The 14,475-nt window shown below is 69.6% G+C and carries 14 protein-coding genes; all 14 read right to left on the bottom strand.

The window, feature by feature from the left end; genetic code table 11:
- Window positions 1-99: 99 nt before the first annotated feature.
- Complete coding sequence (locus ACIODU_RS13685) at window positions 100-882, bottom strand: TIGR03936 family radical SAM-associated protein (protein WP_327236660.1); 783 nt, start codon at window positions 880-882, stop codon at window positions 100-102.
- A gap of 119 nt (window positions 883-1,001) precedes the next feature.
- Window positions 1,002-2,129, bottom strand: coding sequence for a hypothetical protein (locus tag ACIODU_RS13680; RefSeq protein WP_401767299.1), 1,128 nt, complete (start codon window positions 2,127-2,129; stop codon window positions 1,002-1,004).
- A gap of 27 nt (window positions 2,130-2,156) precedes the next feature.
- Window positions 2,157-2,690 (bottom strand): GNAT family N-acetyltransferase, encoded by a 534-nt coding sequence (locus ACIODU_RS13675; RefSeq protein WP_401767298.1) that lies wholly within the window; start codon window positions 2,688-2,690, stop codon window positions 2,157-2,159.
- 82 nt (window positions 2,691-2,772) lie between these two features.
- On the bottom strand, window positions 2,773-3,426 hold the full coding sequence (locus tag ACIODU_RS13670) for a class I SAM-dependent methyltransferase (RefSeq protein ID WP_401767296.1): 654 nt from the start codon (window positions 3,424-3,426) through the stop codon (window positions 2,773-2,775).
- A 76-nt stretch (window positions 3,427-3,502) separates the two neighbouring features.
- The gene (locus tag ACIODU_RS13665) at window positions 3,503-4,003 is read right to left on the bottom strand and encodes a hypothetical protein (RefSeq protein WP_401767294.1); all 501 of its coding nucleotides are present in this window, start codon (window positions 4,001-4,003) and stop codon (window positions 3,503-3,505) included.
- A 113-nt stretch (window positions 4,004-4,116) separates the two neighbouring features.
- Window positions 4,117-4,923 carry a helix-turn-helix domain-containing protein gene (locus ACIODU_RS13660; protein WP_401767369.1) on the bottom strand — a complete coding sequence of 269 codons (807 nt, stop codon included), beginning with the start codon at window positions 4,921-4,923 and terminating at the stop codon, window positions 4,117-4,119.
- A gap of 23 nt (window positions 4,924-4,946) precedes the next feature.
- Window positions 4,947-5,456, bottom strand: coding sequence for a DUF6879 family protein (locus tag ACIODU_RS13655; protein ID WP_401767292.1), 510 nt, complete (start codon window positions 5,454-5,456; stop codon window positions 4,947-4,949).
- Window positions 5,443-5,691, bottom strand: coding sequence for a hypothetical protein (locus ACIODU_RS13650; protein ID WP_401767291.1), 249 nt, complete (start codon window positions 5,689-5,691; stop codon window positions 5,443-5,445). Before ACIODU_RS13650 ends, ACIODU_RS13655 begins: the two co-directional genes overlap by 14 nt.
- An 86-nt stretch (window positions 5,692-5,777) precedes the next feature.
- Window positions 5,778-7,703, bottom strand: coding sequence for a TIGR03960 family B12-binding radical SAM protein (locus ACIODU_RS13645; RefSeq protein ID WP_356429937.1), 1,926 nt, complete (start codon window positions 7,701-7,703; stop codon window positions 5,778-5,780).
- 55 nt (window positions 7,704-7,758) lie between these two features.
- Window positions 7,759-9,303, bottom strand: a complete 1,545-nt coding sequence (locus ACIODU_RS13640; protein ID WP_401767290.1) for a CHAD domain-containing protein — start codon at window positions 9,301-9,303, stop codon at window positions 7,759-7,761.
- Window positions 9,304-9,369: 66 nt separating this feature from the next.
- Window positions 9,370-10,569, bottom strand: coding sequence for a rod shape-determining protein RodA (rodA, locus tag ACIODU_RS13635; RefSeq protein ID WP_401767288.1), 1,200 nt, complete (start codon window positions 10,567-10,569; stop codon window positions 9,370-9,372).
- Window positions 10,570-10,572: 3 nt separating this feature from the next.
- On the bottom strand, window positions 10,573-12,744 hold the full coding sequence (mrdA, locus tag ACIODU_RS13630) for a penicillin-binding protein 2 (RefSeq protein WP_401767286.1): 2,172 nt from the start codon (window positions 12,742-12,744) through the stop codon (window positions 10,573-10,575).
- Entirely contained in the window at window positions 12,741-13,412 is a 672-nt protein-coding gene (mreD, locus tag ACIODU_RS13625) for a rod shape-determining protein MreD (protein WP_401767285.1), read from the bottom strand. Before mreD ends, mrdA begins: the two co-directional genes overlap by 4 nt.
- 11 nt (window positions 13,413-13,423) lie before the next feature.
- Window positions 13,424-14,377: a rod shape-determining protein MreC gene (mreC, locus tag ACIODU_RS13620; protein WP_356429924.1), complete on the bottom strand. Its 954-nt coding sequence runs from the start codon at window positions 14,375-14,377 to the stop codon at window positions 13,424-13,426.
- Window positions 14,378-14,475: the final 98 nt, after the last annotated feature.

The raw sequence follows: 14,475 nt of genomic DNA, 5'->3' as shown, positions 1-14,475 counted from the left end.
ACGCGAAGTACGTACGGCCTGGCGAAAGTCTTTTTTGGTGGAACGCGCCGCCCGACCCAGGTGGCTCCCGAGTACCAGGGCTGCGCTGTGACGACCGCCTTACGCGGAACCCGCACCTTCCGGCGCTTTCGCGGCGGCGGGTCCGGCGGCCTGTTTCAGGCCGGCCGTGGCTGCCTCGCGGTCGGGCGCGAGCGGGTCGGTCACCGTGCCGGACTCCTCGTCGAAGAGCCCCTGCGCCAGCCTGGTCACCGCTGCGGGGACCGGCGGCGCCAGGTCGGCCACAGCTCGGAGACCGGACAGGACGTCGTCGGGTCGCACGGCAGGTGTCACGTGCCGAACAACCAGGCGCAGTATCGCACAGGGCCCGTCGCCCGGCCTATCGGCCCGGGGCGGGGTGACCTCCAGGGACACCACCGCGGCGCGTGTGTCGAAGGTCCGCACACCGTTCTTCATACGGCGCTCGACCTCGACCGATTCGGCGGTCAGGAAGACGGACACGGCGTGTCCGGCCTCCTCAGGACGTACGCCCTCCAGCCGCAGCTCCCACACGGAAGCGGTCAGCCGGTCGGCGAGTCCTGACGTACGGGCCTCGACGGCGTCGGTGATGTCGAGACCGGTGGGCAGCGACTCGTCGAGCAGCAGACGCAGCTTCTCCGGGTCGCGGTGCTCCACCAGGGCGATCTCCAGGAACTCGGCCTCACTGCCCGTGCCGGTGGGTGCGGCATTGGCGTACGACACCTTCGGGTGCGGGGTGAACCCCGCCGAGTACGCCATCGGCACCTCGGCACGGCGCAGCGCCCGCTCGAAGGCGCGCTGGAAGTCTCGGTGGCTGGTGAACCGGAGGCGGCCCCGCTTGGTGTAGCGCAAACGGATGCGCTGCACCGCCGGTGTGGCTGGCGGCCCCTCGGGCTGTCGCTTGCCCAGTGGTTCTTCTCCTCGGTGCGGGGCGGTACGCGCTCGCGTGCCGCCCTCCGGCGTCCGGGTGACCCCGGTCCCCCGGCTCACCCCTGCTTGCGCAAGGAGATCTCAGGTGCGGGCACCGCGCCGGGGACAGTCGTTGTACTACCCAGAGTACGCGCCCGGTGCGCGATAGGTTCCCGGGGCTCGGTCATCCGTGACGTACCCCGTGTCGCACCGACCAGTGCGCGCCAGGCGTCACGGCGTGTCTGCCGGAACGTCTCCCGGGCGCTCTCGAGTGTTTCCCGAGCGACGCGGCCGATCGCGCGGGAGGCGCGCGCCGCCGGAGCGAGCACGTCGTCCCGCACCCAGTGGCCCACCGGGGTGCACACGTTCCGGTACGTCCAACGTCCCGGACGCCCCACCGCATTCCAGGCCAGCCAGGCGAGGGCCCTGCCGAGGGCGCGCGAGAGGTACCCGGCGATCCGCCAGGCGACGGAGAACGCGGCGCCGATCTCCCGTCCGACCGGGACGAGGATGCGCCGCACCACCCACCCGCCGGGCGCGACGACCAGGACGAGGGCGAGCCGGACGACGGCGGCCCAAAGGACGCGGGCGCAGAACGAGAGCCCGTGGCCGAGCCGGCCGAGGAGCCACACGATCCCCAGGCCGAGCGGGACCAGCGCGGAGCGCCAGACCCACACCGCGGGCACGACCATCCCGTACCGCACCACGGGCACGAGGACGTACCGCCTCACCGCCACCACCGGCCACACCAGGGCCTTGCCGAGGGGGGTCAGGACGTTCCGGTACGCGGCCACCAGCAACCGGTCCACCGCCCGCCCGAGCGGAAGGAACACGGCGGTGGCCACCCACCGCAACGCGGTACCGAGCGGTACGACCAAAGTCTCGTAGCACCGGACCAGCGGGAGGACCACCACCACACGCCCGAGCACACCGAGCGCGCGCCCCAGCCACTCCAGCCCCCACACCAACCCCCGCCCCAGCGGCCGCAGCACCGTACGGTCCACCGCCCTGGCGCCGGCGGCCAGCAGGTCCCACACCACCCGTACGGGCAGGACGAGCAGCAGGACGACGATCCGCACCGGGATCCGGACGGCCACCGTCAGACACCCGTCGCCGCCCTGGCAGGAAGAGGTCACACCCCGCTCCCCGTACTCCCCCACCGTCTCCATGCCCACGCCCACGCCCACGTCCACGCCCACGCCCATGTAGACCCCCCTGCCCAACAGGACGCGTCAGGGGCCGGTTCGGATCCAGAAACGGAGCTTTTCCCCGCGCTGGTCCTCCAGCACGCCGCCCACGGCCTCGATCACCTTCCGCGAGGCGGTGTTGGTGGTGTCGCAGGTGACCAGGACGGACCCGATCCCGATCCGCCGCGCGACGGGCAGCGCCTCGGTGAGCATGGCGGTCGCGTACCCCCGCCGACGGGCGGTGGGCCGCACGGCGTACCCGATGTGGCCGCCCAGCTCGCGCAGGAACGGATTGAGCCGGTGCCGGATCGCCAGCCGCCCGAGGAACGTGTCGCCCTCGACGTACCACAGAGTCGTACTGGGCACCCACCCCTCGACCCGGGGCGTCTCCTCCAACGCCTCGGCGCGAAGCCGCTCCACATACCCGGCGAACACCTCGGCCCGATGCCAACTCCCCGCGTACCGCTCCATCTCGTGCGCGAGCAACGACCGCTCCCCATCCCCCTCGTCGACGAACTCCCGCATCGCGTCGAGAAACGAGGCATGAACGCGAACGTCGGGAACGATGAGCTGAGGCATCCCCCCAGTCTCCCACCGGGCGCCCGGACGGGCCCGAAAGCACCGCGAGGTCCGCGGCCGATCTATCTCCCTCCCCTCCGCTTCAACCTGCCACAGCACGGCCGATCAACGTCCCGATGTGGCCTGACTCGGGGGCGTCCAGAATGCGCACCTCCGCCTTCGAAAAACCGGACCTCAGCAAAAGGCTTTCCCACTTTCCAGGGGTGTAGCTGTAGCGATAGGTGAACTGCGCCCGACCTGCGAATCCCCCCTTGTACATGCCCTGCGGACCGTAGGCTCCGGGGATGGCCGGAGGGTGCGAGAAGACCAGACTCCCGCCCGGCCGGAGTGCTTTGACCACGAGCGGCAGAAGCTTGGCCGGGTCGGTGAACCAGACCGCGCCGAAGATCGAGTACACCGCGTCGTACTGTTCCCCGTGATCGCGCAGGAAAGCGAGCACTTCCGCGCAGTGGAACGACACCTGGTCCCCCCACCGTTCCCGCACGGCCTCCACCATGACGGGAGACATGTCCACTCCCGTCGCCCTCACTCCCCGTTCCGCGAGGTAGGCGAGAGTCCGTCCGGTGCCGCACCCGATCTCCAATACCGTGCTCGGGCTTTCAAGAAGCTCCACACCCGGGCCGTGCCCGGCGTACTGCGTCCAGTTCATGACCGGATTACCGATCTCCCTGGTGACGCTGGTCGCGTACGTGTCCCAGAGATCGCGTTCGTCGTCGTGGTTGTGGCGGGCTCGCACGGTAGCTCTCTTCGTAAGGGGCGTACCCCACGCCGGTCAGTCGTGGGCCGGAGCGGGGCACGTGGGGCGCGGCTGTTCAGTGGGAGTCGGGAACCTTGTTGTCACAAGGGGAGCACTCTGTCCCGTCGATGGCCCACAACTCCTCATCAGGCGTGAAGCCGAGGGAGCGGATGAACTCCTCGGTGCGCAGGCAGAGACCGTCCCGCCGCCGCTCGATGAAGGGTGCGTGGTGCTTGTACCTGCCGCCGTTGTATGCGGCGCAGATGGCGAACCAGACAGGCGTGTCGAGGATGAGTTGATGCACGCCGATGTCCACGATCTTGCCCACCCCCAGATGCACGTCCGGGCGTTCGATGGACGCGACCACGTACATGACCGCGTTTCCGAGGATGCGTTCCGCCATGTCCCGCACCATCGTGTGGTCCCGGAGCAGAAGTGCCACCTCCCGCTCCCACAGGGACATCCCTCCGTCGAGAACGTTCACGGTGAGATGTTCGAGGTACGGCGCCACGCCATTGAGGATCTGGCGGGGATCGCGCGTCTTGGTGGCTCCGAGGGACTCGACAATCACTGTCATGAGAATCCTTCCGGTCTCGTCCGGGAGACGTACTCGCTGTCGAACCGCCAGCGCTCGGAATGTTCCGCTGAATCTCCCTGGGGACCCATCCTCGGGGCTCAGGCGAAGCAGCCCTAGCCGCTTTCCCGTTGAGGCAAGAACCCGTCCCGGATTCCCTCGACCAGGGTCCGCATCGCGCCGCCGTAGAGCGCCACCTCGGCGAATCGCTCAAAGGTGTCGACATACGTCTGCACGTCCCTGGGCTCTCGCGTCGTGACCTCGGAGTGGAACGTCTCGACCAGCACGAGTCGGTCGTCGTGGATGCTGAAGCACGTCATCGGAAAATCCGGCATCCGGCCGGCCAACGGCACGATCCCGATCGACACGTTGGGAAGCCGGGACAGGGACACGAGCCGGTCGAGCTGGACGGCCATGACGGCAGGCTCAGAGATCAGCCATCGCAGGACGTGCTCACAGATGATGAAGCGGAAGGACCGGCCGTCTTGGTAGAGAGTGGTCTGGCGCTCGAGCCTGGCTGCCACCGTCCGCGCCCGCGTCTCGTCCGGCAGCGCGGGCGGCAACGAGAACACGGCGGACGCGTACTCCGGAGTCTGGAGCAATCCCGGGATGAGCTGACCCTGAAAGAGCCTGAGAACAGTAGTGCCGGCCTCGATCGCCCTGATGGTGTTCTGATGTTTCCACGGACCCATTCGGCGCAGCAGACGCCACGCTGTGGCCTCCGTGACCTCGGCTCGGGCAGTAGTGAGGAACTGCTCCTTCACTTCCTCCGAGGCGCCGAGCGCGGACAGAATCAGGTCGACGTCCTGCACGGTTGGCAGCGTCCGACCGTTCTCGATCTTCGACAGCTTCCCCGCGGACATGGAAGCCCTGCGGGCCACCGCGTCACCGGTCGTCCCCGATGCCTTCCGCAGTGCCCGCAGGGCTTTCCCGATGGAGTCCGCGGTCAGTGGTGGCGCTCCCAGTAGGACGCGAACGGTACGGCGTGCGCAAGCGCCAGCCTCCGGTAACCCTGGTACTCGGCGAGTCGACCAGCAGGCAGGAGTTCACCACCGACGAACGCGCCGACGGGGTTGTAGTGCATGCGGTACACGTCCCGGTCGTCGAAGAGCCAGAAGTCGTGATCAGGCAGGCCGGCCACCTCCTGCTCCGCGAGGTCGACGATCCCGATGGACTCCCCTGCCTCGATGTTCCCGGGGTAGGCCGCCAGTTCGTACCGCAGGTACTCGGTCAGAGGCGAACGCAGGACATGAACACGCGACACGCTCTTGCCTTGGTCCGTCATCGAGCGCACCCACGGATTGTCGTCCCACTCGGGCCCCATGTCCTCACCCGCGAGGAACCGTGCGATCTCGTCCCGCTCCTCTTCCACGTCGTACTCGGCCAGCGTCTCCAGTCGGAACGCCGTCCGCTCGAAGGCACCGAAGAGGCGGCCGAAGTCCTCACCGCCGAGCACGGAAGAACTCCTCAAGGACGGCAGTCGGAACGATCACGGCGCCTTCCCCCTCGGGCAGGTCGAGCTGCGCCAGCCGCTCGGGGTCCGTCTCGACGTACCCCTGGACCACATAGCTCTTCCCGTCCTCCGTTCCCCACAGGGTCGGGCAGGTCCCGTTCTTGCACTCCTGGTCCCCGGACAGTTTGCGTAGCGGCGCGCCCATGGCTTCCCCCTCGTCCCAGTGGTCGGCCTCCATGCTCCCGAGCCGCCGTGAGCAAGGTCAAGAAAGCCGCCTTTCCACAACGGGAAAGGGCCTCGGGCGGCACCCGCCGGTCACTGCCGCTACTTGACCACCGTCAGGGGGAGGAGTTTCTTGCCCGTCGGGCCGATTTGGATGTCCAGGTCCAGTTGGGGGCAGACGCCGCAGTCGAAGCACGGGGTCCAGCGGCAGTCCTCGACCTCTGTTTCGTCCAGGGCGTCCTGCCAGTCCTCCCAGAGCCAGTCCTTGTCCAGGCCGGAGTCCAGGTGGTCCCAGGGGAGGACTTCCTCGTACGTGCGCTCCCTCGTGGTGTACCAGGCCACGTCCACGCCGAAGGCGGGGAGGGTCTTCTCGGCGCTCGTCATCCAGCGGTCGTAGCTGAAGTGCTCGCGCCAGCCGTCGAAGCGGCCGCCGGACTCGTACACCGCGCGGATCACCGCGCCGACGCGGCGGTCGCCGCGGGAGAGGAGGCCCTCCACGATGCCGGGCTTGCCGTCGTGGTAGCGGAAGCCGATCGAGCGGCCGTACTTCTTGTCGCCCTGGATCTTGTCCTTGAGCTTCTTGAGGCGGGCGTCGGTCTCCTCGGCGCTGAGCTGCGGGGCCCACTGGAACGGGGTGTGCGGCTTGGGGACGAAGCCGCCGATCGATACCGTGCAGCGGATGTCGCCCTGGCCGGAGACCCTGCGGCCCTCGGCGATGACCTTGACCGCCATGTCCCCGATCTGGAGGACGTCCTCGTCCGTCTCGGTGGGCAGGCCGCACATGAAGTACAGCTTCACCTGCCGCCAGCCGTTGCCGTACGCAGTGGAGACCGTACGGATCAGGTCCTCCTCCGAGACCATCTTGTTGATGACCTTGCGCAGCCGCTCCGAGCCGCCCTCGGGCGCGAAGGTCAGGCCCGACCTGCGGCCGTTCCTGGTCAGCTCGTTGGCGAGGTCGACGTTGAACGCGTCGACGCGGGTGGAGGGGAGGGACAGGCCGATCTTGTCCTCCTCGTACCGGTCCGCGAGGCCCTTCGCGATGTCGCCGATCTCGCTGTGGTCGGCGGAGGAGAGCGAGAGCAGGCCGACCTCCTCGAAGCCGGTCGCCTTGAGGCCCTTCTCGACCATCTCGCCGATGCCGGTGATGCTGCGCTCGCGCACCGGGCGCGTGATCATGCCGGCCTGGCAGAAGCGGCAGCCGCGGGTGCAGCCGCGGAAGATCTCCACGGACATCCGCTCGTGCACGGTCTCGGCGAGCGGCACCAGCGGCTGCTTCGGGTACGGCCACTCGTCCAGGTCCATGACGGTGTGCTTGGACACCCGCCACGGGACACCGGACCGGTTCGGTACGACCCGGCCGATGCGCCCGTCCGGAAGGTACTCGACGTCGTAGAAGCCGGGCACGTACACCCCGCCGGTCTTCGCGAGCCGCAGGAGCAGCTCCTCGCGCCCGCCGGGGCGGTCCTCCGCCTTCCAGGCCCGGACGATCTCGGTGATCTCCAGCACGGCCTGCTCGCCGTCGCCGATGACCGCGCAGTCGATGAACTCCGCGATGGGCTCGGGGTTGAAGGCCGCGTGCCCGCCCGCGACGACGATCGGATGATCGACGGTACGGTCCTTGGCCTCCAGCGGGATGCCCGCGAGGTCCAGGGCGGTGAGCATGTTCGTGTAGCCCAGCTCGGTGGAGAAGCTCAGCCCGAACACGTCGAAGGCGGAGACGGGGCGGTGCGAGTCCACCGTGAACTGCGGGACCCCGTGCTCGCGCATCAGTTCTTCGAGGTCGGGCCACACGCTGTACGTACGCTCCGCCAGCACGCCCTCGCGCTCGTTGAGCACTTCGTACAGGATCATGACGCCCTGGTTGGGCAGCCCGACCTCGTACGCGTCCGGGTACATCAGCGCCCAGTGGACGTCGCACGAATCCCACGGCTTGACCGTGGAGTTGAGCTCGCCACCGACGTATTGGATCGGCTTCTGCACATGCGGGAGCAGGGCTTCGAGCTGCGGGAAGACCGATTCGGCACGCATCAGGAAAAGTTCTTTCGTGGGCCGGCTGGATTGACCCACCAGAGTACCCCGGTGCTCAGCCGGCCAGCGCCGCCCGCCATTTCCGGTCCGAGGACTCCGCCCACACCTCGGGCAGCTCGCGCTCCCTGTCCTCCGCGTGCGCCTCCTCCTGGCCGTACAGGAGTCCCCAGGTGAACGCCGTCTCGCCGGCCGCGTGGGCCTTCACCGCGAGGGCGCGCAGGGCCTCCCGGGCCACCACGCTGTCCTGGTGGTCGCCCAGCACGGTCTGCACCGCCTTCATCCGCTCGGCGAACCGCTTCGCGGGCCGGCCCAGCACCGGCTTCGCCGCCTCGCCCGCGTACCGCGCGCGCTTCGCCGCCTTCCTGGCCTCGTGCAGCGCCACGTCCCGCTCCTCGCCGGGGCGCAGGGCCAGCGCGTGCTCGATGCGCCCGGCCAGCCGCCCGTAGTCCTTGAGGATCGCCTTGGGCAGCGCCTTGTCGGGCGGGCCGTCCGCGCCCTTGCGCAGCGGCGGGTCGGCGAGCAGCGCGTCGACGGACTTCAGCAGGGCGAGGTAGCGCTCGCCGTCGAGGACGGCGACGGTCGCGCTGCGCGAGTCGGTGCTCCCCGCCGCGTTCCAGATCTGGACCCGGGCGCGTACGGGTCCGAGGACCAGCGTCCCCGGCAGCGCGTCGAGCCGGGCGGTGATGCGCTCGGCCAGGACTTCGTGGTCGCGGTCCACGCCCAGCTCCCCCGCCAGCCACTTCAGCTCGTCGGCGATCGGGTCGGTGACGGACCGGTCGAGGATCCTGCGGTACGTACGGAACGCGGAGCGCATCCGGCGGGTGGCGACCCGCATCTGGTGCACGGCGTCCGGCAGGTCACGCCGGACGGCCGGGTCCTGGGCGATGATCGCCTCGGCCTGCGCCCTGATGTACGCGAGGACGTGGTCCCCCGCGGTGAGCGGTTCGGGCCGCCGGGCGGAGCCGTCCGCGGCGCCCTCCGGGGCGGTCTCCGCGAGGGCCCTGCTGAGCTTGGAGGGGGCGGCGGCGGGCCGCAGCCCGGCCTTGCGGAGCTTCTTCTCGACGGCGTCGAGGATCGCGGGGTCCGCGCCGTCGCCCAGCTCCACCTCGACCTCGGCCCAGGCGGTGACCCGGCCGGGCATGCCGGTCAGGCGCTCGGCGCGGACGGTGTCGACGCTGACCTCGGCGAGCAGCTCGCCGTCCGCGCCGGACAGGTGGGTGACCTCGCGGGACGAGCGCAGCCGCACGACGGGGATCAGGGCGGAGCCCCGGAGCCGGGAGCGCAGCAGCGCGGCCAGCTCGTCGGGGACGGTGTCGGCGAGGGGGGCCTGGATTTCGTCGCGGATGCCCGTGGAGACCGGGAATTTGAGGTGCCAGCCCTCGTCGTCCCCGCCGGTCCTGCGGCGCAGGGTGAGCCTGTCCGCCGCGAGGCGCAGATCCGCGGTGTCGTAGTAGACCGCGTCGAGCTCCACGACGCCCCGGTCGAAGAGGGACGAGACTCCTGGGACCCGGGTCAGGTCCGGCAGGGCGGGCCGGGCGTCGTCACCGGCACGCACAGGGAGTTCGTACTTGCGTTCGATCTCTCGCTTCGTGTCCGCCATATAGGGAACCTATCCGTCACAAACGTCCTCAATCGCCGGACGGGCTTTTAAAGCCCGTCCGGCCGCCTACGCCCTCAGTGGTTTCTGCACCCGGATCGACTGCAACAGCCCCACCGCGATCCACACGGCGAACATCGACGTGCCTCCGTACGACACGAACGGCAGCGGGAGCCCCGCCACCGGCATGATGCCGAGCGTCATCCCGATGTTCTCGAAGGACTGGAACGCGAACCACGCGATGATCCCGGCCGCCACGACCGTCCCGTACAGCTCGGTCGTCTCGCGGGCGATCCGGCACGCGCGCCACAGCACCACGCCCAGCAGCAGCAGGATCAGCCCGGCTCCCACGAAGCCCAGCTCCTCGCCGGCGACGGTGAAGACGAAGTCCGTCTGCTGCTCGGGGACGAACTGCCCGGTGGTCTGCGAGCCCTTGAAGAGCCCCGTCCCGGTCAGGCCGCCCGAGCCGATGGCGATGCGCGCCTGGTTGGTGTTGTAGCCGACGCCCGCCGGGTCCAGCTCCGGGTTGGCGAAGGCCGCGAAGCGGTTGATCTGGTACTCGTCCAGCATCCCGAGCGCGGCGATCGCGACGGCGCCGATCACCCCCGCCCCCACCAGGCCGAAGATCCAGCGGTTGGACGCGCCGGAGGCGAGCAGAACGCCGAGCACGATGACGGCCATGACCATGACCGACCCGAGGTCCGGCATCAGCATGACGATCGCCATCGGCAGGACGGCCAGGCCCAGCGCCTTGGCGACCGTGCGGTGGTCGGGATGCAGCTGGTCGCCGGCGTCGACCCGGGCCGCGAGCATCATCGCCATGCCCAGGATGATCGTGATCTTCACGAACTCCGACGGCTGGAGCGAGAAGCCGCCGCCGATGACGATCCACGCGTGGGCGCCGTTGATGGTCGCGCCGAGCGGGGTGAGGACCAGTATCACCAGCAGGACCGACAGGCCGTAGAGCACCGGGACCGCCCCTCGCAGGGTGCGGTGCCCCAGCCAGATCGTGGCGATCATGAGGGCGAACCCTATGCCGGTGTTCAGCAGGTGCCGGAAGAGGAAGTAGTACGGGTCGCCGTGGTTGAGCGTCGTACGGTTCCTCGTCGCCGACCAGACCAGCAGCGAGCCCAGCAGGGACAGGGCGATCGCCGAGAACATCAGCGGCCAGTCCAGCCGCCGCGCCATCGAGTCGCGGGCCGCGAGCCGCGCCCACGTACTGCGCTCCGGACCGTATCCGGAGACCGAGAAGCCACTCGTACCGGCCATGGCTCAGTCCCTCCGGACGTGCGGGGCGGCGCCGCCGGCGACCACCTGGGTGTCGGCCGGAGGCTTCTCCGGCATGTACGGCCTGACCTTCGGGGCGTCGATCGTGCCGTCGGGGCCGATCTTCGGCAGGGCGGTGGCGGGCTGGGGCATGAGCGCCTTCTTCAGGTTCTGCTTGCCCTTGAGGTCCAGCCCGTACATCGCCTCGTAGATCTTGCGGACGGCGGGGCCGGAGGCACCGGATCCCGTACCGCCCTGGGAGATCGTCATCACGATCGTGTAGTCCTTGGTGTACGAGGCGAACCACGAGGTCGTCTGCTTGCCGTAGACCTCGGCGGTACCGGTCTTGGCGTGCATCGGGATCCTGTCCTGCGGCCAGCCGCCGAACCGCCACGCGGCCGAACCGCGCGTCGCCACGCCCGCCAGCGCCTCGTCGATCTCGTCGCGCGTCTTGCGGTCGAACGGCAGGCGGCCGTGCGCCCTGGGCGCGATCTCCTCGACCCGCTTGCCGTCGGCGCTGATGATCGCCTTGCCGACGGTGGGGTTGAAGAGCGTGCCGCCGTTGGAGATGGCCGAGTAGATGGTCGCCATCTGGATCGGCGTGACGAGCGTGTCGCCCTGCCCGATCGAGTAGTTCACCGAGTCACCCGCGCGCATCCGGTCGCCCTCGAGGCAGCCTTCGTACGCGATCTGCTCGACGTACGTGCCGCCCTTCTTGCCCTGCTTGCACCAGGAGGCCTTGTTGGCCTTCCAGAAGTTCTTCTTCCACTGCCGGTCGGGCACCCGCCCGGTGACCTCGTTGGGGAGGTCGATGCCGGTCTCCTTGCCCAGGCCGAACTGGTGGGCGGTCTTGTAGAACCAGTCGCCGGGGTTCTTCTTCGGCTTCATCCCCCCGTCCTTCTGCCACTCCTTGTGTGCGATCCCGTAGTAGACGGTGTCGCAGGAGACCTCCAGCGCCTTGCCGATGGTGATGCTGCCGTAGCCCTGGGACTCGAAGTTCTTGAAGACCTGCCCGCCGACGGAGTACGAACTGGGGCAGGGGTAGCTGCCGTTGAATTCGTACCCGGCGTTGACGGCGGCCGTCGAGGAGATGACCTTGAAGATGGACCCGGGGGCCGCCTGGCCCTGGATCGCCCGGTTCAGGAGCGGGAAGTTGGACTTCTTGCCGGTGAGTTTCGCGTAGTCCTTGGCCGAGATGCCCCCGACCCACGCGTTCGGGTCGTACGTCGGCTGCGACGCCATCGCCACCACCCGGCCGGTCTTCGCCTCCATCACGACCACGGCACCGGAGTCCGCCTTGTAGTTCACGCCGGTGTTGCGGTCGATCTCCTTGCGGGCGGTCTTCATCGCGTTGTGGAGTTCGTACTCGGCGACGGCCTGCACGCGCGCGTCCACGGAGGTGACCACGTTGGCGCCGGGCCGCGCCTCGTCGCTCATCGCCTGGCCGATGACCCGGCCCAGGTTGTCGACCTCGTACCGGGTCACGCCGGCCTTGCCGCGCAACTCCTTGTCGTACGTACGCTCCAGGCCCGAGCGGCCCACCTGGTCCGAGCGCAGGTACGGCGAGAGGGTGTCCTGCGCCTTGGTGATCTCCTCGTCCGTGACCGGCGAGAGATAGCCGAGCACCTGCGAGGTGTTGGCGAGACCCGGCGCGGGGTAGCGGCGGACGGCCGTGGGCTCGGCGGTGATGCCGGGGAAGTCCTCGGTGCGCTCGCGGATCTGGAGGGCCTGCTGGGTGGTGGCCTCGTCGGTCACCGGGATGGGCTGGTACGGCGAACCGTTCCAACACGGCTGCGGCGTCTTCGCGTCGCACAGCCTGACCTTGTCGGTGACGTCCTTGGGCTTGACCCCGAGGACGTCGGCGAGCCGGGTCAGGACCGCCTTGCCGTCGTCGCGCATCTTCATCAGTTCGGTCCGGCTGGCCGAGACGACCAGGCGGGTCTCGTTGTCCGCGAGCGGCACCCCGCGCGTGTCCAGGATCGACCCGCGCACGGCCGGCTCCACGACCTGCTGGACGTGGTTGTTCTTCGCCTCGTCCGTGTACTCCTGGCCGTTGCGCACCTGGAGGTACCAGAGCCGGCCGCCGAGCGTGAGCAGCAGCGAGAACACCAGGACCTGGATGACGATCAGCCGGATCTTGACGCGGGGGGTCCGGCCCGTCTCCGGGATGTTGCTCACAGCCGCTTCACCCCCTTGATACGGCCCGCGCGGGCGGCGCGGCCGCGCGCGGCCTTGACCCGCAGCCCGCCGCGCTGGCTCCCGATCTTGAGGCCCGTACCGGTGGTGAGCCAGCCGGCCGCGACGTCCCCGCCGCCCCCGGCGCTCTGCGCCTCGGAGAGCGGATCGTTGTCGGCGCGTCTGGCCAGCCACATGATGAGCGGGACGGTGAACGGCGCCAGCAGCAGGTCGTAGACGGCCGCCGTGAACAGCAGGCTGCCGAGGCCCACGTGGCGGGCCGCGTTGTCACCGACGAGGGCGCCGACGCCCGCGTACAGCAGGGTCGAGCCGACGGCGGCGCCGACGACCACGGCCATCGGGCCGAGCGCCGACCTGAGCTGGCCGTTCTCGGGACGGGCCAGGCCCGCCAGGTAGCCGATGACGCAGAGCACCAGCGCGTAGCGTCCCGCGGCGTGGTCGGCGGGCGGGGCCAGGTCCGCGAGCAGCCCCGCGAAGAACCCGATGAGGGCGCCGCCGACATGCCCGTACACGAACGCCAGGGCGAGCACGACGAGGAGCATCAGGTCGGGGACGGCGCCGGGAAGCTGGAGGCGGGCGAGGACGGTCACCTGGATGACCAGGGCTACCACGACCAGCGTGGCCGAGAGCAGCATCCGGTTGAAGCGCATGGGGATCAGCTCTACCTCTGCTCGTCGACAATCTGCCCCGCGTCGGCGCCTGCGGTCGGCGACGGGGTGACCGTGACGGTGACGGTGGGGGTGGGCGTGGGCTTCGGCTTGGCCGGCAGGACGGTGTCCCGCGGGTCCTCCCGGGGCGCCTGGACGACGACGCCGACGATGTCGAGTTTGGTGAAGCCGACGAACGGGCGTACGTACACGGTCCGGGTGAGGTCCCCGCCGGCCGGGTCCACACGGACGACCGTGCCGACCGGGACGCCGGGCACGAAGGGCTTGTCCTTGGCGGAGCCGAAGGTCACCAGCCGGTCGCCCGTCCTGACCCTGGCCTTGCCGTTGAGCAGCTGGACGGCGAGCGGGCGGTCGCCCTGCCCGGTGGCGAAGCCCAGTTCGTCGGACTTCTCCATCCGGGTGCCGACGGTGAAGTCCGGGTCGTTGGCGAGCAGGACGGTCGCGGTGCCGGGTCCCACGGTGGTGACGCGGCCGACCAGTCCGTCCCCGTTCAGTACGGTCATGTCGCGCCGGATGCCGTCGTCGGCGCCGGCGTCGATGGTCACGGTCCAGGAGAAGCCCTGGGCCGCTCCTATGGCGATGACCTCGGCGCCCTTGATGCCGTACTGCCCGGTGCCCGCCTTCTTGAGCATGTTGTCCAGCTCGCGGACCCGGCTGCGGTTGCGGTCGTCGCTGCCGAGCTTCTGCTTGAGCGCGGTGTTCTCCTGCTGGAGCGCCGCGATGCGGTCGTGGCGCTCGCCGGAGTCCCGTACGGCTCCAATGGCGTTGCCGACCGGGTCGACCGCGGAGGCGACACCGTTCTCGACGGGACCGAAGACGGAGGCGGCTGCCTGCCGCGCGCCGTCGACCGGGGATTCCTCACCCCCGCGGATGTCCACCGTGATCAGTGCGAACGCGATGGCGATCAGCAGCACCAGGAGCAGCCGGCTCTCCTTTGTGTCCCTCACGTGCGGCGGCCGTGCCTTCCTCGTAGGAATGGTTGTGCCTGTGTGTCGGCGATCAGCTGGGTCGGTGTTTCGCTGGGTCGGTGTTCCGCTTGGTCAAC

It is taken from the genome of Streptomyces sp. NPDC088261 (assembly GCF_044740805.1).
Classification (GTDB): domain Bacteria; phylum Actinomycetota; class Actinomycetes; order Streptomycetales; family Streptomycetaceae; genus Streptomyces.
This window is presented reverse-complemented; position numbering and strand designations above follow the sequence as displayed.

Excerpts from the sequence above, each read along its gene's own strand:
- ACIODU_RS13680 (WP_401767299.1), bottom strand. The coding sequence starts at position 2,129 with ATGGGCGTGGGCGTGGACGTGGGCGTGGGCGTGGGCATGGAGACGGTG.
- ACIODU_RS13675 (WP_401767298.1), bottom strand. The coding sequence starts at position 2,690 with ATGCCTCAGCTCATCGTTCCCGACGTTCGCGTTCATGCCTCGTTTCTC.
- ACIODU_RS13665 (WP_401767294.1), bottom strand. The coding sequence starts at position 4,003 with ATGACAGTGATTGTCGAGTCCCTCGGAGCCACCAAGACGCGCGATCCC.
- ACIODU_RS13650 (WP_401767291.1), bottom strand. The coding sequence starts at position 5,691 with ATGGAGGCCGACCACTGGGACGAGGGGGAAGCCATGGGCGCGCCGCTA.
- ACIODU_RS13645 (WP_356429937.1), bottom strand. The coding sequence starts at position 7,703 with ATGCGTGCCGAATCGGTCTTCCCGCAGCTCGAAGCCCTGCTCCCGCAT.
- ACIODU_RS13640 (WP_401767290.1), bottom strand. The coding sequence starts at position 9,303 with ATGGCGGACACGAAGCGAGAGATCGAACGCAAGTACGAACTCCCTGTG.
- rodA (WP_401767288.1), bottom strand. The coding sequence starts at position 10,569 with ATGGCCGGTACGAGTGGCTTCTCGGTCTCCGGATACGGTCCGGAGCGC.
- mreD (WP_401767285.1), bottom strand. The coding sequence starts at position 13,412 with ATGCGCTTCAACCGGATGCTGCTCTCGGCCACGCTGGTCGTGGTAGCC.